23 protein-coding genes and 2 tRNA genes are annotated in these 24303 nt (G+C 68.8%); 4 read left to right on the forward strand and 21 right to left on the reverse strand.

All coding sequences use genetic code 11. The features are described 5' to 3' along the window. Positions 1-79: 79 nt before the first annotated feature. The 3 genes from ACNPQM_RS01590 to ACNPQM_RS01600 form a co-directional block, all read right to left on the reverse strand. Positions 80-152, reverse strand: a tRNA-Ala gene (locus ACNPQM_RS01590). Positions 153-278: 126 nt separating this feature from the next. After that, positions 279-512: a hypothetical protein gene (locus ACNPQM_RS01595; protein WP_418082514.1), complete on the reverse strand. Its 234-nt coding sequence runs from the start codon at positions 510-512 to the stop codon at positions 279-281. Positions 513-705: 193 nt separating this feature from the next. Further along, positions 706-2196 (reverse strand): MFS transporter, encoded by a 1491-nt coding sequence (locus ACNPQM_RS01600; protein WP_418082515.1) that lies wholly within the window; start codon positions 2194-2196, stop codon positions 706-708. Positions 2197-2298: 102 nt separating this feature from the next. Here ACNPQM_RS01600 and ACNPQM_RS01605 point away from each other — a divergent pair, with 102 nt between their 5' ends. Continuing rightward, entirely contained in the window at positions 2299-3216 is a 918-nt protein-coding gene (locus ACNPQM_RS01605; RefSeq protein WP_418082516.1) for a helix-turn-helix transcriptional regulator, read from the forward strand. An 89-nt stretch (positions 3217-3305) separates the two neighbouring features. On the opposite strand, the gene ACNPQM_RS01610 is transcribed toward ACNPQM_RS01605, so the two are convergent. The 7 genes from ACNPQM_RS01610 to ACNPQM_RS01640 all read right to left on the reverse strand — a co-directional run bounded on the left by ACNPQM_RS01610 (position 3306) and on the right by ACNPQM_RS01640 (position 7420). Next, positions 3306-3378, reverse strand: a tRNA-Ala gene (locus ACNPQM_RS01610). 115 nt (positions 3379-3493) lie between these two features. Beyond that, entirely contained in the window at positions 3494-4147 is a 654-nt protein-coding gene (locus ACNPQM_RS01615) for a histidine phosphatase family protein (RefSeq protein ID WP_418082591.1), read from the reverse strand. Next, positions 4144-4575, reverse strand: a complete 432-nt coding sequence (rsfS, locus tag ACNPQM_RS01620; RefSeq protein ID WP_358859068.1) for a ribosome silencing factor — start codon at positions 4573-4575, stop codon at positions 4144-4146. The genes ACNPQM_RS01615 and rsfS overlap by 4 nt, the downstream gene beginning before the upstream one ends. Positions 4576-4690: 115 nt before the next feature. Then, positions 4691-6343, reverse strand: a complete 1653-nt coding sequence (locus ACNPQM_RS01625; RefSeq protein ID WP_418082517.1) for an LCP family protein — start codon at positions 6341-6343, stop codon at positions 4691-4693. 19 nt (positions 6344-6362) lie between these two features. After that, positions 6363-6980: a nicotinate-nucleotide adenylyltransferase gene (nadD, locus tag ACNPQM_RS01630; RefSeq protein ID WP_418082518.1), complete on the reverse strand. Its 618-nt coding sequence runs from the start codon at positions 6978-6980 to the stop codon at positions 6363-6365. 38 nt (positions 6981-7018) lie between these two features. Next, on the reverse strand, positions 7019-7183 hold the full coding sequence (locus ACNPQM_RS01635) for a hypothetical protein (protein ID WP_358859065.1): 165 nt from the start codon (positions 7181-7183) through the stop codon (positions 7019-7021). Between the two features lie 84 nt (positions 7184-7267). Next, positions 7268-7420 carry a hypothetical protein gene (locus ACNPQM_RS01640; protein ID WP_358859064.1) on the reverse strand — a complete coding sequence of 51 codons (153 nt, stop codon included), beginning with the start codon at positions 7418-7420 and terminating at the stop codon, positions 7268-7270. 109 nt (positions 7421-7529) lie between these two features. Between ACNPQM_RS01640 and ACNPQM_RS01645 the strand changes: the two genes are divergently transcribed. Beyond that, entirely contained in the window at positions 7530-8639 is a 1110-nt protein-coding gene (locus tag ACNPQM_RS01645) for a M48 family metallopeptidase (protein WP_418082519.1), read from the forward strand. Positions 8640-8698: 59 nt separating this feature from the next. On the opposite strand, the gene ACNPQM_RS01650 is transcribed toward ACNPQM_RS01645, so the two are convergent. The 5 genes from ACNPQM_RS01650 to proB all read right to left on the reverse strand — a co-directional run bounded on the left by ACNPQM_RS01650 (position 8699) and on the right by proB (position 13691). Continuing rightward, complete coding sequence (locus tag ACNPQM_RS01650; RefSeq protein WP_418082520.1) at positions 8699-9781, reverse strand: hypothetical protein; 1083 nt, start codon at positions 9779-9781, stop codon at positions 8699-8701. Between the two features lie 72 nt (positions 9782-9853). After that, entirely contained in the window at positions 9854-10498 is a 645-nt protein-coding gene (locus ACNPQM_RS01655; RefSeq protein WP_418082521.1) for a hypothetical protein, read from the reverse strand. Between the two features lie 65 nt (positions 10499-10563). Beyond that, positions 10564-11847 carry a glutamate-5-semialdehyde dehydrogenase gene (locus tag ACNPQM_RS01660; protein ID WP_358859060.1) on the reverse strand — a complete coding sequence of 428 codons (1284 nt, stop codon included), beginning with the start codon at positions 11845-11847 and terminating at the stop codon, positions 10564-10566. 79 nt (positions 11848-11926) lie between these two features. Further along, a complete protein-coding gene (locus ACNPQM_RS01665) occupies positions 11927-12439 on the reverse strand; it encodes a hypothetical protein (protein ID WP_358859059.1) in 513 nt (170 codons plus the stop codon). 145 nt (positions 12440-12584) lie between these two features. Then, positions 12585-13691: a glutamate 5-kinase gene (proB, locus tag ACNPQM_RS01670; protein ID WP_418082592.1), complete on the reverse strand. Its 1107-nt coding sequence runs from the start codon at positions 13689-13691 to the stop codon at positions 12585-12587. A gap of 393 nt (positions 13692-14084) precedes the next feature. Between proB and ACNPQM_RS01675 the strand changes: the two genes are divergently transcribed. Then, entirely contained in the window at positions 14085-16124 is a 2040-nt protein-coding gene (locus tag ACNPQM_RS01675) for a glycosyltransferase family 2 protein (RefSeq protein ID WP_358859058.1), read from the forward strand. 52 nt (positions 16125-16176) lie between these two features. Beyond that, complete coding sequence (locus ACNPQM_RS01680; RefSeq protein WP_358859057.1) at positions 16177-16776, forward strand: dTDP-4-dehydrorhamnose 3,5-epimerase family protein; 600 nt, start codon at positions 16177-16179, stop codon at positions 16774-16776. A gap of 116 nt (positions 16777-16892) precedes the next feature. On the opposite strand, the gene ACNPQM_RS01685 is transcribed toward ACNPQM_RS01680, so the two are convergent. From ACNPQM_RS01685 to ACNPQM_RS01710, 6 genes are all read right to left on the reverse strand, one after another. Beyond that, the gene (locus ACNPQM_RS01685) at positions 16893-17687 is read right to left on the reverse strand and encodes a class I SAM-dependent methyltransferase (protein WP_358859056.1); all 795 of its coding nucleotides are present in this window, start codon (positions 17685-17687) and stop codon (positions 16893-16895) included. A 154-nt stretch (positions 17688-17841) separates the two neighbouring features. Continuing rightward, the gene (gene rfbD / locus ACNPQM_RS01690; protein WP_418082522.1) at positions 17842-18726 is read right to left on the reverse strand and encodes a dTDP-4-dehydrorhamnose reductase; all 885 of its coding nucleotides are present in this window, start codon (positions 18724-18726) and stop codon (positions 17842-17844) included. Continuing rightward, complete coding sequence (gene rfbB / locus ACNPQM_RS01695; protein WP_418082523.1) at positions 18723-19709, reverse strand: dTDP-glucose 4,6-dehydratase; 987 nt, start codon at positions 19707-19709, stop codon at positions 18723-18725. Before rfbB ends, rfbD begins: the two co-directional genes overlap by 4 nt. Next, positions 19706-20776 carry a glucose-1-phosphate thymidylyltransferase gene (locus ACNPQM_RS01700; RefSeq protein ID WP_418082524.1) on the reverse strand — a complete coding sequence of 357 codons (1071 nt, stop codon included), beginning with the start codon at positions 20774-20776 and terminating at the stop codon, positions 19706-19708. Before ACNPQM_RS01700 ends, rfbB begins: the two co-directional genes overlap by 4 nt. A 112-nt stretch (positions 20777-20888) precedes the next feature. Next, complete coding sequence (locus ACNPQM_RS01705) at positions 20889-22106, reverse strand: glycosyltransferase family 2 protein (RefSeq protein ID WP_418082594.1); 1218 nt, start codon at positions 22104-22106, stop codon at positions 20889-20891. 148 nt (positions 22107-22254) lie between these two features. Further along, the gene (locus ACNPQM_RS01710) at positions 22255-24300 is read right to left on the reverse strand and encodes a hypothetical protein (protein ID WP_418082525.1); all 2046 of its coding nucleotides are present in this window, start codon (positions 24298-24300) and stop codon (positions 22255-22257) included. Between the last annotated feature and the right edge of the window lie 3 nt (positions 24301-24303).

The raw sequence follows: 24303 nt of genomic DNA on the forward strand, positions 1-24303 counted from the left end.
GGCGCCCGGCCGACTCTTCCGCGCAATCTCTTTTTCGGGTCAATAATTTTGGTTTGCCCCGCTTCCTGTTATTTCATTGTGGAGCTAAGGAGAATTGAACTCCTGACCTCCTGCATGCCATGCAGGCGCTCTACCAACTGAGCTATAGCCCCGTGCTGCGTTCCGCCCGGTCTCCCTGGCGACATCGAGAACATTACACGGTCACCCCGGCCCAGCACCAAATCGATTCCCCCAAGAGCCGATTTGCCCCAATTCGGGAAGGTTCTGCGACACGGCGCTCAGGCGGTCGCGAAGGAGTAGAAGCGCTTCAGGGTGCAGTGATCCTCCAACAGCCGTCCGTAGATCGGCTCCCCCTCCAGCTCCCGGTACGTCTCGATCGGGTCGCCTTTTATGATCAGCGCCCGCGCACACTCCTCGCACCAGTACTGGTACTCGGCATTGATCGGATCCATGTCCCGAACAATGGGCGTACCGCTGCCGCACCAGTCGCATTTCCGCCTGTGTGCACCCATGGGTCAGCTCCGGCCGTGGCCGCTGGCCGTGCACATGCGGGAGGTGCCACCGTTCTCTCTCGGAACTTCAGGAACTCCGGGAACAAGGGGCAGGTCCGCGACCTCGTGGCGGCTCGCAGGCATCGCGCGCTCCCTCCCGTTCGGTCCGTCGCCCCCTCCGGCGGTCCGATTCTGCCATGACCCCGCAAGGGGGTCAGCCCTGCTGGGAATCGACCCGTTGCCTACGCCTTACGAGACCGACCGACACGCCCACGACCGCGGCCGCCGACAGCGCGAGGGCGCACACCCACAGCGCGTGGCCGGACCCGTGCGCCCCTGACGTATCAAGGCGGTTGAGGTACACCGTGCCGAACGTCGCGACTCCGATGAGCTGACCCAGCTGAGTGACGGTCACCAGCACACCACTCGCGTCGGCGGCGTCCTCGGGCCGCACATTGGCCAGTGCGCGGGCGAGGAGGGGACTGAATGCCAGCGACACGCCCGCCCCCATGACGACCAAGGCTGCATACAGCAGGAATCCGCCGCCTCCGCCGTCGCGCATCACCAGTCCGACCCCCACCGAGGCGACGGCCACCAGGACGAACCCGCCCGGAACCAGCCCCCTTTGGAGACCCGTCGGCCACCGGCGCCAGGTCAGCCCGACCGAGCCGAAGACCACCGCGGTCGGTGCGAACATCAGCCCGGCACGCAGCGCCGAGTAGCCGAGACCGCCCTGGACGTGCAGCGTCATCGCAAAGAGGAAGCCCGCGTTGATCGCCATCACCAGCAGAATCCGCAGCGCCGCCGACGCGATTCCGGGGATACGCAGCACCCTGAGGGAAATCAGGGGTGCGCCGCCGCCCGCGGCCAGCCGTGTCTCGTACGCGACGAACCCGGCGAAGAACACGACGGAGGCGAGCAGGCAGACCCAGGACCAGGCCGGCCAGTCCAACTCCTGCCCGAGAACAAGGGGCACGGCGAACAGCGTGACGGCAGCGGTGAGAAGGGCCAGGCCCGGCAGATCGAGCCCGCGGGCCCGCGCTCCCTCCCTGGCCTGCCCGGTACGCGGTTCGCGTGGCAGCACGCGTCGGCCGAGCACCAGCAGAACCAGCCCGATCGGTACGTTCACCAGGAAGACCGGCCGCCAACTCGCTCCGAACAGATCGGCGCTGACCAGCACCCCGCCCACGACCTGCCCGGCGGCCGCGCCGGTGGCGAGGACCGCGCTGTACGCACCGAGCGCCCGGATGCGCGCCACACCGGTGAAGTGCCGCTGGATCAGGCTGAGCACCTGTGGAATCATCACCGCCGCCCCAATCCCCTGGATCAGCCGGAAGGCGATCAACTGTCCGGTGTCCGCGGCCAGTCCGCAGGCGAGTGAGGCGATGGTGAAGACCGCGAGCCCGGCCAGATGGGCACGTCCGTGGCCGAGCAGCCCCCCGAGCCTGGCGCCGGTGATCAGCAGAACGGCGTACGTAATGGTGTAGCCGGCCACGACGAGCTGTAACCCGGCACCGGAGGAGCCGAGTTCGGTGCGGATCGTCGGGGCGGCGACATTGACGATGAAGGTGTCGAGCAGGGCCATGAACTGGGCGGCCAGGACCAGGGCGAGCAGCCGGCCGGGACGTCCGCCCGTGACGCCGTTGTCAGCGGTGCCGTCTTTACTGTGTACGGAACGTGGAGTTGCCTCGGATGTCGATGTCATGAATCGAAGCGTGCCGCCGGCCCCATACGGGTAACGAGAGCCCGCTGATGCTGGTATTGGCAGCACCTGGCAACTCCGCCGCTGGGCACCGACCATGGGGGTGTGACGACGGTGACGACACAGCACAACACGCAGGACCACGAGCGAGATCCGGCCCCGAACCGGCCGGCCCGGCCGCGACATCAGCCGCACCGCCGGCGGTCGGAGCTCGCCGCCTTCCTGCGCAGTCGCCGGGCCCGGGTGACGCCCGCCGACGTGGGCATGCCGCCGGGCCTGCGCCGCCGCACTCCGGGCCTGCGTCGCGAGGAGGTCGCCCAGCTCTCCGGGGTCGGTGTCACCTGGTACACGTGGCTGGAGCAGGGCCGTCCCATCAATGCCTCACCACAGGTGCTGGACGCCGTGGCACGGACGCTCCGGCTGGACGGCCCCGAGCGCGAACACCTCTACCAACTGGCGGAGGTGGCGTACGCGCCGGGCAGGCAGGCCGACACGATCGAGGTCGGCCCGGAGATCCAGGGCATCATCGACGCCCTCGACCCGCATGCCGCGGCCGTCTACAACGCGAGGTACGACATCCTCGCCACCAATGCCGCCTATCTCGACCTGTTCGACGTGCCCGCGCTGACGGAGCCGGGGGCACGGAACGTGCTGTGGAGGCTGTTCACGGTGACCGAGGAGGACTGCCCGGTCGTGCACCGGACCCAGGAACTGCCGATCATGGTGGCGACGCTGCGCGGGGCCTACGGGCGCCATACCGGCGAGCCGGCCTGGGAGTCATTCGTGAAGCGACTCTCCGCGGCCAGCCCGTACTTCGCCGAGCTCTGGCGGAGCGGGGATGTCGCCCCGCCGGGTCCGCGGGTGAAGACGTTCCGTCACCGGGCGGCGGAGGGTGAGATACGGATGACGTCGGTGTCACTGTCCATCAACGGACTTCCGGAGTGCCGGATCGTGGCGTACACACCCGCCGACGAGGAGAGCGCGGAGCAGGTCGCGGCGCTGCGCCGACGCCGTCGCAGGTGAGTGGCCGCACCCGTGCGGAACACAGCCGGATCCAGGAGCACCGGGGAACGCAAAGATCCCGCCCCCTGCCGGGGACGGGATCCTGATTGTGGAGCTAAGGAGAATTGAACTCCTGACCTCCTGCATGCCATGCAGGCGCTCTACCAACTGAGCTATAGCCCCGCTGCTCGCTGTGTTTCTCTGCGTTTCCGCGCTGCGAACAAGAAGAACTTTAGCCTGTGACCAGCCAGAAAGTGAAATCCGGCCGACGCCGCCCGGAGAGACGTCTGAGCTCCTCTTAGGCGTCGTCGCCGAGCACGGGCTCAGGCAGGGTGCCTGCGTTGTGCTCCAGCAGGCGCCAGCCGCGCGCGCCCTCGCCCAGCACTGACCAGCAGCAGTTGGAGAGCCCGCCCAGCCCTTCCCAGTGGCGCGCTTCCAGGCCGAGCAGCCGCCCGATGGTGGTGCGGATGGTGCCGCCGTGGCTGACCACGACGAGCGTGCCGCCGTCGGGCAGCTTGTCGGCATGATCGAGCACGACGGGGGCGGCCCGGTCGGCGACCTCGGTCTCCAGCTCGCCGCCGCCGCGCCGCACGGGCTCGCCCCGCTTCCACGCGGCGTACTGCTCGTCGTACCGCTCGACGATCTCTTCGTGGGTGAGGCCCTGCCAGGAACCCGCATAGGTCTCGCGCAGTCCCGCGTCATGGGTGATGTCGAGCCCCGTGATCGCGGCGAGCTCGGCGGCCGTGGCCGCCGCCCGCCGCAGATCCGAGGCGACGATGGCATCCGGCTTCAGCGAGGCGAGCAGCCGGGCGGCCCGGTGGGCCTGCCCGACGCCGGTCTCGGTGAGCTCGATGTCCACGGAGCCCTGGAAGCGGCGCTCCAGGTTCCACGCAGTCTGGCCATGTCTCCAGAGGACGATCCTGCGACCTCTGCCGCTGCTGCTGCCGTTCAGCTCTGGTCACCTTCCATGCCGCCGGTGAGCTGGGCGTGCTCCTCGGCCTTCCCCCGGGTCTTGACGGCGTCCTCGGGCAGCGCGATCTCGGGGCAGTCCTTCCACAGGCGCTCCAGCGCGTAGAAGACGCGCTCCTCGCTGTGCTGGACGTGGATCACGATGTCGACGTAGTCGAGGAGGATCCAGCGGGCGTCGCGTTCACCCTCACGGCGCACCGGCTTGGCCCCGAGCTCCTTCTGAAGCCGCTCCTCGATCTCGTCGACGATCGACTTGACCTGGCGGTCGTTGGGGGCCGAGGCCAGCAGGAAGGCGTCCGTGATCGACAGCACGTCGCTGACGTCGTACGCAATGATGTCGTGCGCGAGCCGGTCGGCGGCCGCCTGGGCGGCGGCGTTGATGAGCTCGATGGAGCGGTCCGTGGCGGTCACAAGCAGGCTTTCGTCGGCGGTCAGATCAACCTCTAGGGTCTCACGGACCGCCGACAGCCCACGCAGCGATCTTCCGGAGATCGTTCCTGGAGATCGCCCAGGAGGTGGAGCCCGACTACTTGATCTTGTAGTCCTGGCCGAGAACGACGGACACATCCGCGTTCGCGGCAGGCTTGCCCTGCTTCACCGCGCTCACCGACAGGCTCAGGGTCTTGGCGACCTGGGTCGCCTTCTCCTTGTCGGCCGCATCGCGGTAGAGGACCTCGGACAACGCCTTGGTGCCGGTGTTCCCGCCGCCGACGAAGGCATAGCCACCGTTGACCAGCTCGATCCGGGCGGACTCCGTACCGCCCGCGTTCCCGGTGCCGTTCCTGACCCCGACCCGCACCGGCGCGTCCTGGTCCGGTGCCTTCACCGTGCCGCCGAGGATGTCCTTGACGACACTCTCGGTGGCCGCGTCGGTCAGGGTTCCGTCGGCCTGCACCGGCAGCAGCGCGGTCTTGTAGTCGCCGATCTTGGCGTGTTCGGCGAGCTTCGCCAGGGACGCACCGAGGTCCTTCTCCGGCAACGACGGGTCGAGGATCTGCGCCAGCGTCTGCACAGTGATGGTGGCGGCCTTCGGATCGTCCGAGATCTTCCGCAGCACACCGCGCATGACCTGCCCGAACCGCATCAGCTGCTTCGCCTCGGCCTCACCGGGGCCCTTGTAGGTGGCGTACGCGACGGCCATCTGCCCGCTCAGGGTCTGCGCCTCGCCCTTCTTCACGAGGGGGGACACGCCCTTCTTGGTGTCGGGTACATCGGTGTCGGTGTCGACCTCGATGTTGCCGACCAGGTCGACGAGGTTCTCCAGGTACGGGGTGTCCAGCCGCCACGTACCGGAGATCCTGGTGCCGAGCAACGTGTCGATCGACTCGCGGGTGCCGGTCGAACCGTCGTCGTCGACGGACTTCCCGAGGGTGGTCGTGTTGCCCTCGTCGTCGGAGACGGCGAGCGAGTTGGGGAGCAGGACCGTGGTCCCCTGCTTGGTGGTGACGTTGTCGACGAGCAGCGCCGTGGAGGTGCCGCCCTTCTTGGTGTTGTGCAAATGGACCACGATGACATCGCGCTGCTGCGAACCCGTCGTCGCGGTGTCCTTCTTCCCCGAGTCGCCGAGGCCCGGGATTTTGCCCGCGGACCAGAGGTAGCCGACACCGCCGACGACGACGAGGGCCACCACGACCACGAGCGCGACCATCCGGTTGCGGCCGCGTCGCCGTGCCTCCTCGCGCCGCTCGCTGCGGCTCTCGGTGAACTTCAGCCAGTCGATGACGTCTTCGGAGTCCTCGTCGGGCTCCTCAGTGAAGGAGTACTGCCCGACGCCGTCCTCACGGTCCGCGCGGCGCTGCTCCGGAACGGCCGGCTCGGGCTCGGGCCGCTGTTCAGGCTGCTGCGGGGCGGGTGCGGGAGCGGGAGCCTGCTGCGGGATGCTCCACTGCGCGGTGGCGTCGACCGCAGCCTGCTGCCGGCCGGTGTCGTAGCCGTACCCGTCGTAGCCATAACCCTGCTGCTGGGAGGCATACGGGTCGTACTGCTGCGGCGGCTGCTGCTGGCCGTACGGGTCGTATCCGTACCCCTGCTGCCCCTGCTGCGCGTACGGGTCGTACTGCTGCGGCTGCTGTTCCTGCTGCTGCCCGGGCTGCTGATACACCGGCTGCCCGTACTCGTCGTAGCCGACGATCTGCGGCTGCTGGTAGTACGGGTCGTACGGGTTCTGTCGGTCGTTCACCGGTCCCCCTCTCCGTGGCTCATCGGCCGCGGTACAGCTGGCGCTTGTCGATGTATCGGACCACGCCGTCGGGCACCAGGTACCAGACGGGATCCCCGTGCGCGACCCGCTCACGACAGTCCGTGGACGAGATCGCCAGCGCGGGGACCTCCACCAGAGAGACACCGCCCTCCGGCAGCCCGTCGTCCGTGAGCACATGCCCCGGCCGTGTCACACCGATGAAGTGGGACAGCGAGAACAGCTCCTCGGCGTCCCGCCACGTGAGGATCTGGGAGAGCGCGTCGGCGCCGGTGATGAAGAAGAGGTCCGCGTCGCCGTGGATGGCACGAAGGTCCCGCAGCGTATCGATCGTGTACGTCGGTCCGCCACGATCAATGTCGCTGCGGCTGACCGAGAACTGCGGGTTGGACGCCGTCGCGATGACTGTCATCAGATAGCGGTCCTCGGCCGGGGACACATTCTTGTGGCTCTTCTGCCACGGCTGCCCGGTCGGCACGAAGATCACCTCGTCGAGGTGGAACCGGGCGGCCACCTCGCTGGCCGCCACCAGGTGTCCGTGATGAATCGGGTCAAACGTCCCGCCCATCACGCCGAGTCGGCGTCTTGCGGCACCAGTAGGCACTTCCTGCTCTCCCATGCGTGCAGAGCCTACTGGCACAGCTGTACGCCTCTGCCTCAGCGGTCGCGGTTGAAGCGGGTGGTGATCCACAGCAGGAGCAGCAGCACGACGAACGCACCGCCACCGGTCAGGTACGGGTTGAGGCTTTCGTGGTTACCACCGTGCTCGCCGCCCTCGGAGGCGAGAGTGACCAGCTGGTGCGCGGTGCTTGTGAGGCTCATCTTCGGCAGGACCTATCGATCGGGAGTCGGAAGGAAGACGTCGCGGACATCGTATGCGGGTGCCTCGGACACGCTCACGCCGACTCAGTCGTTGTTGTCGTCGTTGCGGTATCCGCGGAGCAGGAACCACGCGAGCAGCGCCGCGCCGATGAGCGAGGCGAGCAGCACGATCCGGATGGTGTTGCCCGGCCCCTGGTCATCGGATGCGGCGGCGAGCAGAGCAACGGTGTGCGGCATGTTGGGCGTCTCCTCAGTTATCCACAGCCCCCCGCACACCGTAGCCCCAGCACCTACGCTGGGATCTGTCAGGGGGCGAGCGACGTCTCGTACGAAGAGGGGGCCATCCATGACCGACAGCAGCCACACAAGTCACGAGAACGTGCCGAGCAGGCAGCGCAGGCGTTTCGCAGGCATCTCGTCCCGGGCGTACGAACACCCGGCGGACCGCTCGGCCCTGGTGGCCCTGCGCAAGCTGAGCGGATTCGACACCGTGTTCAAGGCTCTCAGCGGACTGCTCCCCGAACGCAGTCTGCGGCTGCTCTTCCTCTCCGACTCCGTTCGGGTGAGCGACGCCCAGTTCGTCCACCTCAACGACATGCTGCGCGACGCCTGTTACATCCTGGACCTGGAGAAGGTTCCGCCGATGTACGTCACCCAGGACCCGCAGCCCAATGCCATGTGTATCGGTCTCGACGAGCCGATCATCGTGGTGACGACGGGGCTGGTGGAGCTGCTCGACGAGGAGGAGATGCGGGCGGTCGTCGGCCACGAGGTGGGACACGCCCTCTCCGGCCACGCCGTGTACCGCACGATACTGCTGTTCCTCACCAATCTTGCGCTGAAGGTCGCCTGGATTCCGCTCGGCAATGTCGCGATCATGGCGATCGTGACGGCGCTGCGTGAGTGGTTCCGCAAGTCGGAGCTTTCCTCGGACCGGGCGGGACTGCTGGTCGGCCAGGATCTGCAGGCGTCGATGCGCGGCCTGATGAAGATCGCCGGTGGCAACCATCTGCACGAGATGAACGTGGACGCCTTCCTCGCCCAGGCGGACGAGTACGAGAAGGGCGGCGACCTGCGCGACTCCGTGCTCAAGATCCTCAATATGCTGCCCCGCTCCCACCCGTTCACCACGGTGCGCGCGGCCGAGCTGAAGAAGTGGTCCGAGAGCCGCGACTACCAGCGGATCATGGACGGCCACTACCCGCGGCGCGACGAGGACAAGGACACCTCGGTGACGGACTCATTCCGGGAGTCCGCCTCGCATTACGCCGATTCGGTGCGCACCAGCAAGGATCCGCTGATGAAGCTCGTCGGCGACATAGCGGGCGGCGCCGGAGACCTGGGCGGCAAGCTCCGCGACAAGTTCACCGGCGGCGGTGGCTCGGCCGGCAAGGGTGGCGCTACGGGTGGCTCCGACGGCACCCGGCAGTCGGGGCCGGAAGCCCCGGAGAGCTAAGGCGTGTTTCGAAAGTAGCGTCGTCCGCCCGTAGCCCGGCAGACGGGTCGAAACACGTCCTAGGGTGCCCGGGACGGGCGGGCGCCGAGCTCCAGCGCCCCGCAGAGCGCCCCAGCGGGCCTGCCCGTGGCGTACGGGTCGGTGCCCGCCGGTCCGCGGAATACCGCCCGCTGGCCGGCGAGCAGCGGACGCAGTGCGCCGGTCGTGTCGGCCGAGCAGGCCTGCGGTCCGGCCTGGACATAGCTGGTCCGTAGCTCCAGCCGGTGCAGCCGCAGGTCCTCCCGGTCGAAGCGGAACTGCAGCTCGCGCCGGACGGTGAACAGGGAGACACCGCCTGCCTGTTGGGGGCCGAAGACGGCCGGGCGCAGGGCGTACGTGAAGGTGTGGTCCGACACCACCTCCAGGGTGTCGGACCCCTCCTCCGAGTAGGCCAGGGTGCCCTGAACCCGAATGCCGGGGTCGGCCAGTGCCACCTTCGCCGGGTCGAACCGCACCAGCCAGCCGGCCGCGGCGTGCTGCCCGTCGTCGTCCGGGCGGCTCATGCTCCGGTCGAACTGACTCACCTGGTCCGGGTCGAGCAGGAGCTTCACCGGCCCTGTCGCGCCGCCGGTGAGGACGTCGGGGTTGAGGGAGGACGCGACCAGGTAGTCCTTGACCGTGGTCAGGGCCGTGAACACCTGACTGTCCGAGAAGTTGTCCGTCCGCTGGACCATCGGGAAGTTGATGCCTGAGGCACCTGTCCGGAACTGTGCGGCGGGGCTGGTGGCGAAGAGACCGGCGGCCGTGCCGCCGGGCACGACGCCGCGGGGTGCCAGGGGTATGACGGTCGAGCGCAGTGCCTCGGCCCGTCGGCCGACGGGCGCCTGGTACGGATGCCGGAAGCCTATGTAGACGGCCGCGGCGAAGGCCAGGGCTATCAGGACGACGAGGGCCAGGACGGCCCGGGAGCCGGTGCGCAGGCGCCGGGCGGGGAGGCTGCGTACGGCGCGGGCATGCTCGCCCATGCGTTCCTGGGCGGAGAATTCCTGGAGCCGGGCAGCACGGACGAACGACTCGTCGAAGACGACGGATCGGTACTCGTCCTCGCCTCCACCGGGGAGCCCCTCGGGTGTCCCCTCGGGCGGGCCTCCACTCCCTGCCATACCTTCAGAGTAGGTCCGCGGGGGCGTGCGTAAACGCGCTGGCGCGCGTCAAGTTCGTACGCGATCTTCAGGTCATGGGGTGCGGGGCACCGCGGAGACGGCCGGCCGGGAGTGATCCGCGGAGCCCGAGGGGCCACCCGGATGCCCGGGAAGCGGTCCGTCGCCCGTCCAGGACTCCACGGCCTTCTGCTCGGGTGTGCTGTCCACACCCGTCGAGGCGGGCAGCGGCACATGGTCCTGCCGGTTGGCGGAGGCGCCCCGGTAGACGGCGCTGAAGGCCAGCGCGACCATGCCGATACCCATCAGCAGCGCGAGCAGCCAGGCCACCGGCCGGTGCCAGCGTGCGCCACCCCGGTAGGGGCGCAGGGCGCCGCCGTGGCGCCCGTAAGGGCCGGTGTCGTAGTCGCCCGGCCCGTCGGGGTCCATCGGGTCGCCGTAGGGGCTTCCGCGGCCGTAGCCGCCGCCCGGTCCGTACCCGTCGTCGAAGAACTCGTCGTCGCCGGGGCCGCCGCCTGCGCGGGCTCGGGCCGCCTCAGCCTCGGCACGCGCCTCGGCAGCGGCCAACAGCCGCTCCACCGCAGTGGGTTCGTGGAACTCGGCGGCCCGGACGAAGTCCTCGTCGAACACCACGGAGGCGAAGTCCTCGTCCGCGCCCCCGCGGTCGTCGTCGGGCTCCCAGCCGTCCGGAAACGGCCTGCCCCCCACGTCGTCCGGCACAGCTTCAGCGTAGCCCCGGCCGGTCGATTTAGGCAGGGAGAGCGCAAAATCGCCGGGTCCTGAGATCACCGAACGTGACCGTCACCGGTCACGATGTACTTCGTCGAGGTCAGCTCCGGCAGACCCATCGGGCCCCTGGCATGCAGCTTCTGCGTGGAGATCCCGATTTCCGCACCGAACCCGAACTGCCCGCCGTCGGTGAACCGGGTGGACGCATTTACGGCGACCGTCGTGGAATCCACCAGTTGGGTGAACCGGCGGGCGGCGGCCTGCGAGGTGGTGACGATCGCCTCGGTGTGACCCGAGGACCAGAGCCGGATGTGGGCCACCGCAGCGTCCAGCGATTCGACGACGGCTGCCGCGATGTCGTACGAGAGGTACTCGGTCTCCCAGTCCTCGGGGGTCGCCGCCACGACGGTGGCCTTGGACCCGTCGGCGTACTCCAGCACCCGCTCGTCACCGTGGACCGTCACCCCGGCGTCGGCCAGCGCATCCAGGGCCCGGGGCAGGAACTCCGCGGCGATGTCCTTGTGGACCAGCAGCGTCTCGGCGGAGTTGCAGACGCTCGGGCGCTGGGCCTTGGAGTTGATCAGGATGTCGACGGCCATGTCGAGGTCGGTCCGGGCGTCCACATACACATGGCAGTTGCCGGTTCCGGTCTCGATGACCGGAACCGTCGATTCCTCCACGACCGTACGGATCAGCGAGGCGCCGCCGCGCGGGATCAGTACGTCGACGAGACCACGGGCCCGCATCAGTTCACGTACCGAGTCGCGGCTCTCGCCCGGCACCAGCTGCACCGCGTCGGCAGGCAGCCCGGAACCTCCGACCGCGTCGCGCAGCACCCGGACGAGGGCGGTGTTGGAGGCGTACGCGGACGACGAGCCGCGCAGCAGGACGGCGTTGCCGGACTTCAGGCAGAGCGCTGCGGCGTCCACCGTCACATTGGGCCGGGCCTCGTAGATGATCCCGACGACGCCGAGCGGCACCCGGATCTGGCGCAGGTCGATGCCGTTGGGCAGGGTCGAGCCGCGCACCACTTCGCCGACCGGGTCAGGCAGGGCCGCCACGTGCCGCACATCGGCGGCGATGGCCCGGATCCGCTCGGGGGTGAGGGTGAGCCGGTCGACGATCGACTCGCTGGTGCCGGCCTCGCGGGCGCGGGCGACGTCCTCGGCGTTGGCCTCGACGATCTCGCTCGTCCGCACTTCCAGCGCGTCCGCGATCGCCAGCAGCGCGTCGTCCTTGGCCGCACGCGGCAGTGGCGCGATGTCGGCGGCGGCAGAGCGTGCCCGGTAGGCGGCCTGGGCGACCGGGGACATGTTGTCGTACGGCGAAAGCGTGGTCATGCCCGCAGGGTAGTGCGCACACTGCGGGCATCCCGCACGTATCCCGTGATGCGAGACAACCGTCCCAGGACGGGCCGGTTCAGTACGGGTGGACGCCGACCGGTGCAGCCGGCGGCGGCCCGTATCCCTCGGCGATCCGCTGGTGGTACGTCTCCCGGTCGATGACCTCCAGGCCGACGATCTCCCAGGGCGGCAGTTTGGCGCTGGAGCGGTGCTCGCCCCACAGCCGCAGCGCGACCGCCGCCGCGTCGTGCAGATCGCGGGCCTCCTCCCAGTAGCGGATCTCCGCGTGGTCGTTGGCGTACCGGCTGGTCAGCAGGAAGGGGTGGTCATGCGCGAGCTGTTCCAGACCGCGTCTGACCTCCCTCAGCGGTGTCTCGGTGCCCGAGACGCTGAGCGTGATGTGCCACAGCTTCGAGTGGGTGCGTTCCTCTTTCACCCCCACCGGCTCGGGGCCGGTGATTTTGTCGGTGGCCCCGTCGACGGTCCTGTCCGCGGACCGGTTCCCGTCGAAGCCGGCACCTGCTCCGACGCTGGTCAGGGTGCGGCCACCCGTTCCTCCGGGCGGCGCCCCCGGGCGCGCTCGTCTCACCGGCGGCCTCCTGTGAATGTGTTGCTGTGCTGTAACCCCGCTGTGTCCCCGTTACAAAGTTGACCAGTCCAGGGCCGGGCGTGGGGCGGTTTTCGTGAAGGTCTCCGCCGAAAGTCCGGACTTTCAGCCGATTCAGGGGGGCCGGTCAGCGGTGCAGGAGGACCAGATCGTCCCTGTGTACGACCTCGCGCTCGTACGCCGGCCCGAGCTCGCGTGCCAGGTCACGGGTGGAGCGCCCGAGCAGCTGCGGAATTTCCTTGGCGTCGAAGTTGACGAGTCCGCGGGCCACGGGGCGGCCGCGCAGGTCGCGCAGCTCCACCGGGTCCCCCGCGGTGAACTCGCCGTCGACCGCGGCGATTCCGGCCGGCAGCAGCGAGCTGTGGCGCTCGACGACGGCCCGTACGGCCCCGTCGTCCAGGGTCAGCCATCCCTGCGGGGTGGAAGCGTGGGCCAGCCAGAGCAACCGGTCGGCCGAGCGGCGTCCGGTGCGGTGGAAGTACGTACCGGTGTCGCGGCCCGCGAGGGCGTCGGCGGCACGGCTCGCTGAGGTCAGCACGACCGGCACCCCGGCGGCCGTGGCGATCCCGGCGGCTTCGACCTTGGTGACCATGCCACCGGTGCCGACGCCCGCCTTTCCGGCGCTGCCGATGGTGACGCCCGCCAGGTCGGCGGGGCCCGTCACCTCGGCGACGCGTGTGGTGCCGGGGGTGCTGGGGTCGCCGTCGTAGAGACCGTCGACGTCGGAGAGGAGGACCAGCAGGTCGGCCCGGACGAGGTGGGCGACGAGAGCGGCGAGCCGGTCGTTGTCGCCGAACCGGATCTCGTCGGTGGCCACGGTGTCGTTCTCGTTGACGATGGGGAGCGCACCCATGTCCAGAAGTTGGTCCAGGGTGCGGTAGGCGTTGCGGTAGTGGGCGCGGCGGCTGGTGTCGTTGCTGGTCAGCAGCACTTGGCCGACGCGCACGCCGTACCGCGCGAACGAGGCGGTGTAGCGGGCGACGAGCAGCCCCTGGCCGACGCTGGCCGCGGCCTGCTGCCTGGCCAGGTCCTTGGGGCGGCGCACCAGGCCGAGCGGGGCGAGTCCGGCCGCGATCGCACCGGAGGAGACGAGGACGATCTCCTTCTCCCCGCCGCTCCTGACCTTGGCGAGCACATCGACGAGTGCGTCGACCCGGTCGGCGTCGAGGCCTCCGGCCGCGGTGGTGAGGGACGAGGACCCGACCTTGACCACGATCCTGCGCGCCTCGGTCACGCTCTGCCTTGCCCCTGCCACGTGCACTGTCTCCGTCCTCGCCGCCGGCTGCGCCTCCTGGCCGTCAGGGTACGCGAGCCGGGTGGGGCGCCGGACCGGACGGGCGTTCCCGATATTCGGACGCCATTATTCCTTTTTCGGTCATCGAGCGGAGTCCGGCTGATCCGAGGAGTGCCACGACGGCAGCGGTCATCTCCAATGATTCGCAAAACCGTACGCATCTTTCGGCGGTCGAATCATTGACCACCGCCCTGGGCAACCATCCGGACCCGTCGTCCATCCAACAATCGGTAGGGTGCACGGCAGGTGGTGCTGTATCGCCGTTCTCCGCAGCGCGCGGACCCGCACCCGTCGCCGGCTCAAAGGGCCTCTATCAGCCATGGGACAGTAGCGATGCCAGTTAAAGTAAGTGTCGTCATTCCGGTATACAACCCGGGCAGGTTCATCGAACCCTGCATCGACTCGCTCCTGCGGCAGACCCTACCGGCACAGGAGTTCGAAGTCCTCTTCGTCAACGACGGGTCGACGGACGACACTCCTGACCGCCTCAAGCAGCTGGCCACGGAACATCCTCATTTCAGGCTGATCACGATCCCTAATTCCGGCTGGCCGGGAAAGCCGCGCAACGTCGGGGTGGCCGAGGCGAAGGGTGAGTACGTCCAGTTCCTGGACCAGGACGACCATCTCGCCTCCGGCGCCCTGGAGCGGCTCTACGACATGGGCCGACGCAATGGCTCGGACATTGTCATCGGCAAGGTGGCCAGCAACTTCCGCGGTGTCCCGCACGGCGTGTTCAAGACGGACCGCGAGAAGTGCACCCTGCGCGACGCCCCGCTGTACGACAGCCTCACGCCGCACAAGATGTTCCGTACGGAATTCCTCCGCGCGAACGGCATCGCCTACCCCGAGGGGAAGCGCCGCCTGGAGGACCAGCTCTACATGATGCAGGCGTACTTCCCGGCCAAGGTCGTCTCCATCCTGGGCACGTACACCTGCTACTACTACTCGAAGCGGGACGACGGCAAGAACGCCGGATCGACGAGGATCGTGCCGTCCGGCTACTACGGGAACCTCCGCGAGGTCCTCGATGTCGTCGTGGCCCATACGGAACCAGGAGAGTTCCGGGACCGGCTGCTGCGCCGCTTCTACCGCGTCGAGATGCTCAGCCGGCTCAGCGAGCCGGCGGTCCTGCGCTACCAGCCCGGGTTCTACGACGAGATGTGCGACGCCATCCGGCCGCTGGCCACGGACTTCATGGGCGACGGGGTGCACGACGGCCTCGGTCCGGTCCTGCGGGCGCGGTCCACACTGCTGCGCGAGAACGACCGCCAGGGTCTCCTCCGCATCGCGCGTTTCGCCTCGTCCGTCACGGCGGCGGCACGGCTGGAGACGTTCGCCTGGCAGCCGGACGGCAGGATCGCGATCACCGTCAGCGCCCGCCTGGTCCACGGCGAGGACCGGGCCCCGGTGCGGCTGCTGCGCCGCGAGGGCCGCTACTACCTGCACCCCGATCTCGCCGACGGGCTGCAGGCCGATGGCGGGCTGGTGGACATCACCGCCGACCTCGACGGCTTCTCCGCCGAACTCTCGCTCCGCAACCGCGAGACGGCTGTCGAGTGGCCCTGCCCCGCGACGTTCACCACGGAGCTGGAAGAGCTCGGCGACGACGTCTGCGAAGTCGTCCTGCACGGCAGCGGCCATCTGTCCGCCGAGGCGGTCAAGGGCCGCGGCCGGGTGTCGCGCGGCTTCTGGGACGTCTGGGTGCCACTGCGCGGACTGGGTCTGGTCCGCAAGGCCAGGCTCGGCGCCGACCGCGCCGACGGGGTGGACGCCGCCTGTCTGCCCGCCTCCCTCGGCTCCCCGGCACGCGCTGTCATCCCGTACTTCACCGATCCGCATGGCAACCTCACGCTCGATGTCGCCCGCCGCAGCAAGAAGCTGGCCGACTATCTCGCGGGCCGTCCGGTGCTGCGCACGCCGGGCAGCCGGCCGGAGCTGCGGCTGGACCTCCTCACCACCGCTGCCACCGCCGTCTCCGGCGCCCAGCTGGTCCTGAGCCCGACCGACGGGACAACCGGCGCCGTCCGCACGGTACGGACCTCGCTGCACCCCACCGAGGGCCGCGCCCATCTGACGGTGCCCGGGCGTGCGCGAGGCGTCGCGGCGGGCAACTGGAAGCTCTCGGCCCGGCTCGACGGCGAGGACGGTCCCACGCTCCCTCTCTGCGACGTCACTGTCGGCGGCCGTGGCCGGATCCACCTCGACCCGGCCCTGCCCGAGGTCGACGCCGCGCTCATGACGGAGGTCGGCACGCAGCGCCGGAAGACGGCGCTGCGGCGGGCGCTGCGCACGGTCGGCGGCCCGCTCGTCCGCAGGCTCCCGCCCGGCGGCCGCAAGCGGGCGCGTCGCCTGGCCGCCCGGTTCACCAGCTGATCCGCAGGATCCCGGACCACCCCCCAGCCAGCACGAACAAGGACGTGATCGCATGCGGCAGCTCTCTCTCGAGGGCGCCTGGGTGCATGAGCCCAAGGTCTTCCCGGACAGTCGCGGCAGCTTCCACGAGTGGTTCAAGGCCTCCGAGCTCAGCGAGGCCACCGGCCATGGTCTGCAGCTCGCCCAGGCCAATTTCTCGGTCTCCCGCCGTGGCACGCTGCGCGGTATCCACTTCGCCGATGTGCCGCCGAGCCAGGCGAAGTACGTCAAGTGCGTGCGCGGCGCGGTGCTCGACGTCATCGTGGACATCCGGGTCGGCTCCCCCACATACAAGCGGTGGGAGGCCGTGCGCCTCGACGACGTGGACCATCACGCGGTCTACCTCGCCGAGGGGCTCGGCCACGCGTTCATGGCGCTGACGGACGACGCGACAGTCGTCTACCTGTGCTCCGAGGGGTACGCGCCCGGTCGTGAGCACGGCATCGACCCGCTCGACCCGGAGCTGTCGATCGAGTGGCCCGAGGGCATCATCCCGCTGCTCTCGGAGAAGGACGCTGCCGCCCCTTCGCTGGACGAGGCCGAGAAGCAGGGCCTGCTTCCTTCGTACGAGGCATGCGGGGCGTACTACGCGCAGCTGCGCGCCCGGGGCTGAACAGGCGGCAGTGCGGCGAAAGCCCCCGTGGTCCGGGAGGGATCACGGGGGCTTCTCCGTCCGCGCAGGCTCACGGCCGTCCGCCGGGAGCCCACTCCCGGTCTCGGGGGAGGCCGTCAGCCCGCGACGGCCTCGATACGCCCGCGCAGCGACGTGAACGCCGAGCGGGGACGGCGCAGATTGCGGGCCCGGGTCAGCTCAGGCCAGAAGTCGGCTCCGAGCAGGGTCTCGGGCCGGACTGCGGTCTTGCGCACCAGCACCTCTTCAGGCACGTCCTGCGGATCGGGTACGACATACTCCTCGATGATCTTGTCGTACGCGTTCTTCAGAATGCGGCTCTCGGGATCGGCACCGAACACGGCGACCACTCCGGTCGGTGCCGTGTCGATCTCGACGACCACCAGGTCGGGGCGGTAACGGCGCAGCACCTGCACCACCTTGTAGACATCGCCGGTCCAGAATTTGGTGTGCCGGTCCCGGGCCGCCTCGTCGACATTGCGCGGCAGCATGTCGTCGAGAACGATCACGCTCGACCAGCGGGAATGCCGTTCGACGTTCATGAAGTCGCGCAACGCGTACTCGAAGAGGTGCATGCCGTCGATGAAGGAGAGTTCCAGCTTGGGGTCCCCGCCGAACGCATTGAGCGGGTCCCGGCGGGCGAGTGCGCGGAACGGGTTGCGGCCGTTGCGCAGGTGGATCAGCGGGTCCTTGCGGGCGAAGAAGGCGTCGCTCGTCGCCTTGACCAGGTGGACGTCGCAACTGATGTCCGTCACCACGCGGAAGGCCGGGTCGACGGCGACGGAGGGCACCCGCGAAAGGGCCAGGCTCCTGCCGTCGTTGACTCCGATCTCCAGATAGTTCCGAGGCCTGTAGACACGGTGCATGTGACGGAGAAACTCATGGCGGTTCACGTGGAGCGGCCCTTCGACAGAAATCAACTGGTCCGATTCCCGGCGAAGTTACCTTATGAATGCACTGTGGCGTAAGCGTTCTTCCAGTGTTAACACCTGCGGTCTCGCGCGAGCGGAATACATCAGATGAGACATCGATACGAGCATCGGATGATCAAGGGCGTTCTGCTCGGAGCAGTGCCGGAAATGCCTCCGCCAGCGCCTCCCGCCAGTCGCGGACCGGTTCCATTCCGGCCGCCGCCCAGCGGTCGTGCCCGAGCACGCTGAACGCGGGCCGGGGCGCCGGCCGGACGAAGGCGTCGCTGGTGGTGGGGCGGACGCGTGCCGGGTCGGCGCCCAGCAGCCGGAAGATCTCCCGGGTGAAGCCGAACCAGGTCGTCTCACCACCGCTGGTGCCGTGGTAGACGCCCGCGGGGGCGGTCCCTGCCAGGGCGGCCTGCCCGAGCCGGACCAGCAGGCCTGCCAGGTCGGCGGTCCAGGTGGGCTGTCCCCGCTGGTCGTCGACCACGTCGAGGGTGTCCTTGACTCCCTCCAGCTTGATCATCGTGCGAACGAAGTTGGGGCCGCCCGCGCCGTACAGCCAGGCGGTGCGGACGACGTAACCGGTGTCCGGAAGGGTCTCCAGGACTGCGCGCTCCCCCGCCAGTTTGGTCCGCCCGTAGACACTGCGCGGGCCGGTCGTGGCGTCCTCCGAGTACGGCTTCCCGGCGTCCCCGGCGAAGACGTAGTCGGTGGAGACCTGGAGGAGGACCGTGCCGTACTCGCGGCAGGCGGCTGCGAGGACCTCCGGACCCGTGCCGTTGACCCGCAGCGCCGCGCCCTCCTGGGACTCGGCGTCGTCGACGGCGGTCCAGGCGGCACAGTTCACGACAACGGCTGGTCGGTGCCGCTCGAAGCCCGCCCGCACCGAGGCGGGGTCGGTGATGTCCATGGCCGCGCGGTCGGCGGCGACCGCCGTGAGACCCTCGCCGGCGAGCCGGGCCAGGACGTCCTGGCCGAGCATCCCGGCGGCTCCGGTCACCAGCCAGGCGGCGCTCACAGGGCGGCCCGGCTCTTCAGCGGCTCCCACCAGGCACGGTTGTCGCGGTACCACTGCACGGTTTCCGCGATCCCGGTGCGGAAGTCCTTGCGGGGCTGGTAGCCGAGCTCCTCGCGGATCTTCGTGCAGTCGACGGAGTAGCGGCGGTCGTGGCCCTTGCGGTCCTCGACGTAGGTGACGCTGGTGTCCCAGTCGGCGCCGCAGGCGTCCAGCAGCAGGCCGGTGAGCTCCTTGTTGGAGAGCTCGGTGCCGCCGCCGATGTTGTAGACCTCGCCGGCCCGGCCCTTCGTACGGACCAGCTCGATACCCTGCACATGGTCGTCGATGTGCAGCCAGTCGCGGACGTTGGCGCCGTCTCCGTACAGCGGGACCGTCCTGCCGTCCAGCAGGTTCGTGACGAACAGCGGGATGACCTTCTCGGGGAAGTGGTGGTGCCCGTAGTTGTTGGAGCAACGGGTCACCCGCACATCGAGGCCGTGGGTGCGGTGGTACGAGAGGGCGATGAGATCGCTGGACGCCTTGGCCGCGGAGTACGGCGAGTTGGGCGCCAGCGGGTCGGTCTCGGGCCAGGAGCCCTCGTCGATCGAACCGTAGACCTCGTCGGTGGAGATGTGCACGAATGTCCTGATGCCCGCCAGGTGTGCGGCGTGGATCAGGGTGTGGGTGCCCACCACATTCGTACGGACGAACTCGGCACCGCCGTCGATGGACCGGTCCACATGCGACTCGGCGGCGAAGTGCACCACCTCGTCGTGCCCGGCCATCAGCTCGGAGACCAGCTCCGGGTCGCAGATGTCGCCCTGCACGAAGGCGAAGCCGGGGTGCTCGCGGACCTCGTCGAGATTGGCCGGGTTGCCCGCGTAGGTGAGCTTGTCGAGCACGGTGACGGCGACATCGCCGGGCCCCTGCGGGCCGAGCACCGTACGGACGTAGTGCGAACCGATGAAGCCCGCCCCGCCGGTCACCAGGATGTTGGTCGTCATGAAGAGATCTGCACCTTGCTGTGGTCGCCGAGCACGAGTCGGTGGGCGGACGGGGATCGGGGCGCGGGGGTCACTTCGACGTCATGGCCGATCAGCGATGCCTCGACGCGGCGGACACCGGCGATGGAGGCGCCCTGCAGAACGATGGAGTACTCGATCTCGCTGTCCTCGATCCGGCAGTTCTGCGCGATCGAGGTGAACGGGCCGACGTACGCGCCGCTGATCACCGATCCCGCACCGATGATCACGGGACCGACGATCCGGCTGCCGGTCACCTTGGCGCCCGTCTCGATCCGGACCCGGCCGATGATTTCACTGTCGTCGTCGACGTCGGCGCCCTCGACGGACGGCTCGACGGTCTCCAGCACGGTTCGGTTGACCTCCAGCATGTCGGTGACATTGCCGGTGTCCTTCCAGTACCCGCGGATCGTGGTGGAGCGGACGTCGCGCCGCTGGTCGATCAGCCACTGGATGGCGTGCGTGATCTCCAGCTCGCCGCGCCAGGAAGGCTGGATCGAGCGCACCGCCTCATGGACGGCGGGTGTGAAGAGATAGACGCCGACCAGCGCAAGATCGCTCTTGGGCCTCTTCGGCTTCTCCTCCAGGGCCACCACCCGGCCGTCGCCGTCGAGTTCGGCGACACCGAACGCGGTCGGATTGGGCACCTGGGTCAGCAGGATCTGGGCCTCGGGCCGGTCCGCGCGGAACTCCTCGACCAGACCGGCGATCCCGCCGACGATGAAGTTGTCACCGAGGTACATCACAAAGTCGTCGTCGCCCAGGAAGTCACGGGCGATCAGCACCGCGTGCGCGAGCCCGAGCGGCTCGGCCTGCGGAATGTAGGTGACTTCAAGGCCGAACCGGGAACCGTCGCCGACCGCCTCGCGGATCTCCTCGGCCGTGTCACCCACGATGATGCCGACTTCGGTGATGCCCGCCTCCGCGATCGCTTCCAGGCCGTAGAAGAGCACCGGCTTGTTCGCCACGGGGACCAGCTGTTTGGCCGAGGTGTGCGTGATGGGACGGAGGCGGGTGCCCGCCCCTCCGGACAGAACGAGAGCCTTCACGTGACCAGTCCTCATGGTGAGATGTCGGTCCTGTCGCGCGGTGCGACCTTGTGGGCGATTTTACTGAGAACCCCCCTGCGATTCGGGGGAATCCGCGGGCCGGAGGGGCCGTTCAGCCCGTGCTCAGGCGCAACTTCAAGCGCCGCACGTCCCTGCGCATACGGCGCGCCACGCGCCGGGAGAGCGACGTCCGGCGAGCCGGGGCCTTGGGCTGCTCGATGCGCTTGCTGCCGTGCCAGTCGGGCACGGTGACCTCGAACACGGAGTCGGGGAGCCCGGCCGACCGGTCGCGGAAGTGCGGATACGCGAGATAGAGCTTGCCGCGCCCGCGCGAACGGATCATGTCCGGGAGGGTCTTCGCCCGGAGGAACTCCAGGTGGTCGACGAGCAGATCGGTACGCCCGTTGGCGACGCAGGCGAGCCGCAGCCGCTCCGCAACCTTGATCCGCCGGGCCACACCGTCGTTCCAGTACGCGTCCATCAGGGGCGCCGCGAGCTCCACCTTGTGGCGACGCACCTCCGGCGACTCCTTGAGTATGCGGGGACCGAACTGCTGCAGCATGCCGACCGTGAAAGGCCGGACCATCAGGAAATCACGCTTCGGACCTGCGGGTTCGAGCCGGCGAATGAGGTCCATCATCGCCCGCATGGAATCGAAGCGCCATTCATAGGTGCCGCTCTTGGTGACGTGCTTTCCGTCGTCGCGGCCGACCAGGTAATAGCAGATGTAGTCGGAGATGACAGAGATCCCGGCGCCTCGCAGATAGGCCTCCATGGTGAAGAGGGCATCCTCGCCGGTCCGGAGATCTTCATCAAATCGCAGCGCGAGCCGTTCCAGCAGTTCCCGACGGAAGAGCTTCTGCGCGCTCAGCGTGTAAATGACCTTGGAGTTGTATACGTCGACCCGGTCCTTGGTGGCGGTCCACATCGACCGGGGCGCTGCCCGGTTGACGCCGACCACCTTGCCGAGCACCACATCGGTGCCGGCCCGGTCGGCCGTGGCGACCATCCGCTCCAGGGCCTCGTCGCCGAGGTAGTCGTCGGCGTCGAGGAAGAAGACATAGCGGCCGCGCGCCCTGCCGAGACCCACATTGCGCGGGCCGCTCGGGCCGCCGGAGTTCGCCTGACGCACAACTGTCGTCGGCACTGCGGAGCGGGCGGCGAATTCCTCAAGGTATTCGCCGGTGCCATCGGTCGAGCCGTCGTCGACCGCCACAATTTCGACCCGGCCGGCACCGATGGTCTGGGACTCCACGGATTCGAGACAGCGGACGAGGTAGGGCATTGCCTCGTACGCTCCGATGATCACCGTCACGTCAGGAATTTGCATCTCGTTCACACCCACAGAAGACAGTCGACGCCACCCCTTGGTTGTCCGACGCTCAATGTGCGAATGGTGATGCTCATCACAAAGGCCCGGTAGTCCCCCTCAGGGTCTTTACCGGGCCTTGGTGAACCTGTATAGGTTGCGGCGATTTTCAGCCGTTCACTGGCTCGCCCAGCCTGATCGCCACACCGGTGTTCCGCGCCTTCGACTTGGCGGCGAGCGCCGTCACGGCCGCGTCGAACTGGACGATGGACGTGGGCTCGTCCGGGCCGAGCAGATACTGCTTCAGCTCGCGCCGGGCGTCCGCCAGCGCGTCCGTGCTCTGGTCGACCACCGCGTCGAGCAGGGCATCCAGCTCGGTCGCCGCGTTGGAGAGGACCACCGCGGCACGCACCGCGGTGTTCTGCCGACGGAACTCGTCCTCGCCCAGCTCGGCCGAGTCCGTGACCGCGTACGGCTTGCCGCTCGCGATGAAGTCGGACACCACGCTGGAGATGTCCGAAACCATGGCGTCCGACTCGTTGAAGCAGTCGTACAGACGCATCCGGGAGCCGGAGATGACCTTGTGCTCCCACCAGCCCAGCGAGCGCCAGAACGCGGCGTTCCACTCGTCCTTCAGCTTCGCCGTCTCGGCCTCGCGCGCCGGGTCCGCGAGCGTGTCCCGGGAGAGCTCCGCCTCGTCCCGGGCCACCCGGCCGCCGCTCGGCTCCGCGGCCAGCTGCGCCTCGATGCGGGCCAGCTCGGACTGCGCCGCGGCGCGCTCACCCTGCAGGGCGGCCGATTCCGTCGCCCAGCGCGGGTCGGTGGCCCGCTTGGCGGCCGCCTCCTCGATCATCGCGGTGATACGCAGATGCACGGCCTTGGCCGCGCGGCTGCGGGTACCGGTGAAGGGATGCGGCTTGTACAGCAGCCGGACCGGCGGCTCGGCCTCCAGCAGCCGCCGGACGATGTTCTCGCCGGCCAGCAGCAGAGAGGTGTTTCCCGGGTTGTCGTCCCAGCCCTCCCAGGTGGGCGCGTACAGCACGGTCGGGATCGGGTTCTTCGGCACGCCGGTCCACGGCTTGATGGTGGCCAGCTGGGGACGGCCCACCTCGACGATGTCCTCGTCCCGTACGCCGACATCGGCCAGCGCGTAACGGTCACGGCCGGCCCGGCCCGCGGTCCACACCTCGTCGTAGACCTTGCTGTACGGGTTGACGCTGGCGAGCTTGTCGCTGTCGCCGTGGCCGATGAAGACGTGCTTCATGGTCGGCACCCGCAGCAGATGGATGTTCTTGCCGACGTTGGCGGCGTACAGCGCGACCCGCACCGACGACAGGTTCAGGTTCATCAGGTGCACGCCACCGGGCACGCAGAGCACCGGCACCGAGGTCGTGTTCAGCTGCGGGACCATCGCGCGCTCCCGCAGCAGGATGAGCGGCCGGCCGCCGAGCTGTCCCATCGTCTCCAGCCACATATTGACCTGGTAGGCCGATTCCTTCGAGCCGGAGAAGTACAGCATCACCGTCGGCTGGTACTCACCGAGCCAGTCGCCCACGGCCTTGAGCACCTTGGCGTCGGGCGGCGCGAGGCGGCTCGGCCGGACATGCGGGAGGAGCGCTGCCAGATAGCCGGCCGCGAGGACGAGCGTGAGCGCGAGTCCCACGTAAGCGAGCCCGTGCCTACCGGTCTCGATCGCGGCCAGGACACCGACCATCGCGAAGATGTCCAGATGCAGCATCTTCTCCGCAGCCCGGTTCGTCAGCAGCTGCGGCGGGGCGTCCGGAATCCGCGCGGCTTCGAGGTCGACGTTGCGGGTGACCACCGGAAGCTTGCGGCGCAGCCGGATGAGGGTGACCATCGCGCCCTGCGGCGCCTGGAGACCGTAGAAGACCAGCAGGCAGGCGATCGTCACGTAGAAGAGCGTCAACTCGCCGTATCCCATGCGGGAGAGCAGCAGGATCAACAGCAGCTGGCGTACCAGGAAGCGGATCGAGAGCCCGGCTCGGACGGCGGTCAGACGGTTGATCAGGTAGCTGCCGCAATGATGCAGATACTGGTCGGCCAGGTATGTCACCGCTGCTGCCACGATGAAGAACCACAGATTGGGGATTATCGCCGCGAGCATTATGCACGGGAACCCCAGAGCCATGGAAAGCGCGGCAGCCAGCTCCGAACCGCTGCCCACACGAGCCAAGCGAATGGCTTTCGAAATCACGAA

This window comes from Streptomyces sp. NPDC056231 (assembly GCF_048270745.1).
GTDB lineage: Bacteria > Actinomycetota > Actinomycetes > Streptomycetales > Streptomycetaceae > Streptomyces.

Bases quoted from the DNA above. Each gene is read 5' to 3' on its own strand.
- ACNPQM_RS01595 (WP_418082514.1), bottom strand. From the start codon at position 512: ATGGGTGCACACAGGCGGAAATGCGACTGGTGCGGCAGCGGTACGCCC.
- ACNPQM_RS01600 (WP_418082515.1), bottom strand. From the start codon at position 2,196: ATGACATCGACATCCGAGGCAACTCCACGTTCCGTACACAGTAAAGAC.
- nadD (WP_418082518.1), bottom strand. From the start codon at position 6,980: ATGGGAGAGCAGGAAGTGCCTACTGGTGCCGCAAGACGCCGACTCGGC.
- ACNPQM_RS01635 (WP_358859065.1), bottom strand. From the start codon at position 7,183: ATGAGCCTCACAAGCACCGCGCACCAGCTGGTCACTCTCGCCTCCGAG.
- ACNPQM_RS01640 (WP_358859064.1), bottom strand. From the start codon at position 7,420: ATGCCGCACACCGTTGCTCTGCTCGCCGCCGCATCCGATGACCAGGGG.
- ACNPQM_RS01645 (WP_418082519.1), top strand. From the start codon at position 7,530: ATGACCGACAGCAGCCACACAAGTCACGAGAACGTGCCGAGCAGGCAG.
- ACNPQM_RS01650 (WP_418082520.1), bottom strand. From the start codon at position 9,781: ATGGCAGGGAGTGGAGGCCCGCCCGAGGGGACACCCGAGGGGCTCCCC.
- ACNPQM_RS01660 (WP_358859060.1), bottom strand. From the start codon at position 11,847: ATGACCACGCTTTCGCCGTACGACAACATGTCCCCGGTCGCCCAGGCC.
- ACNPQM_RS01675 (WP_358859058.1), top strand. From the start codon at position 14,085: ATGCCAGTTAAAGTAAGTGTCGTCATTCCGGTATACAACCCGGGCAGG.
- ACNPQM_RS01680 (WP_358859057.1), top strand. From the start codon at position 16,177: ATGCGGCAGCTCTCTCTCGAGGGCGCCTGGGTGCATGAGCCCAAGGTC.
- rfbB (WP_418082523.1), bottom strand. From the start codon at position 19,709: ATGACGACCAACATCCTGGTGACCGGCGGGGCGGGCTTCATCGGTTCG.
- ACNPQM_RS01705 (WP_418082594.1), bottom strand. From the start codon at position 22,106: ATGCAAATTCCTGACGTGACGGTGATCATCGGAGCGTACGAGGCAATG.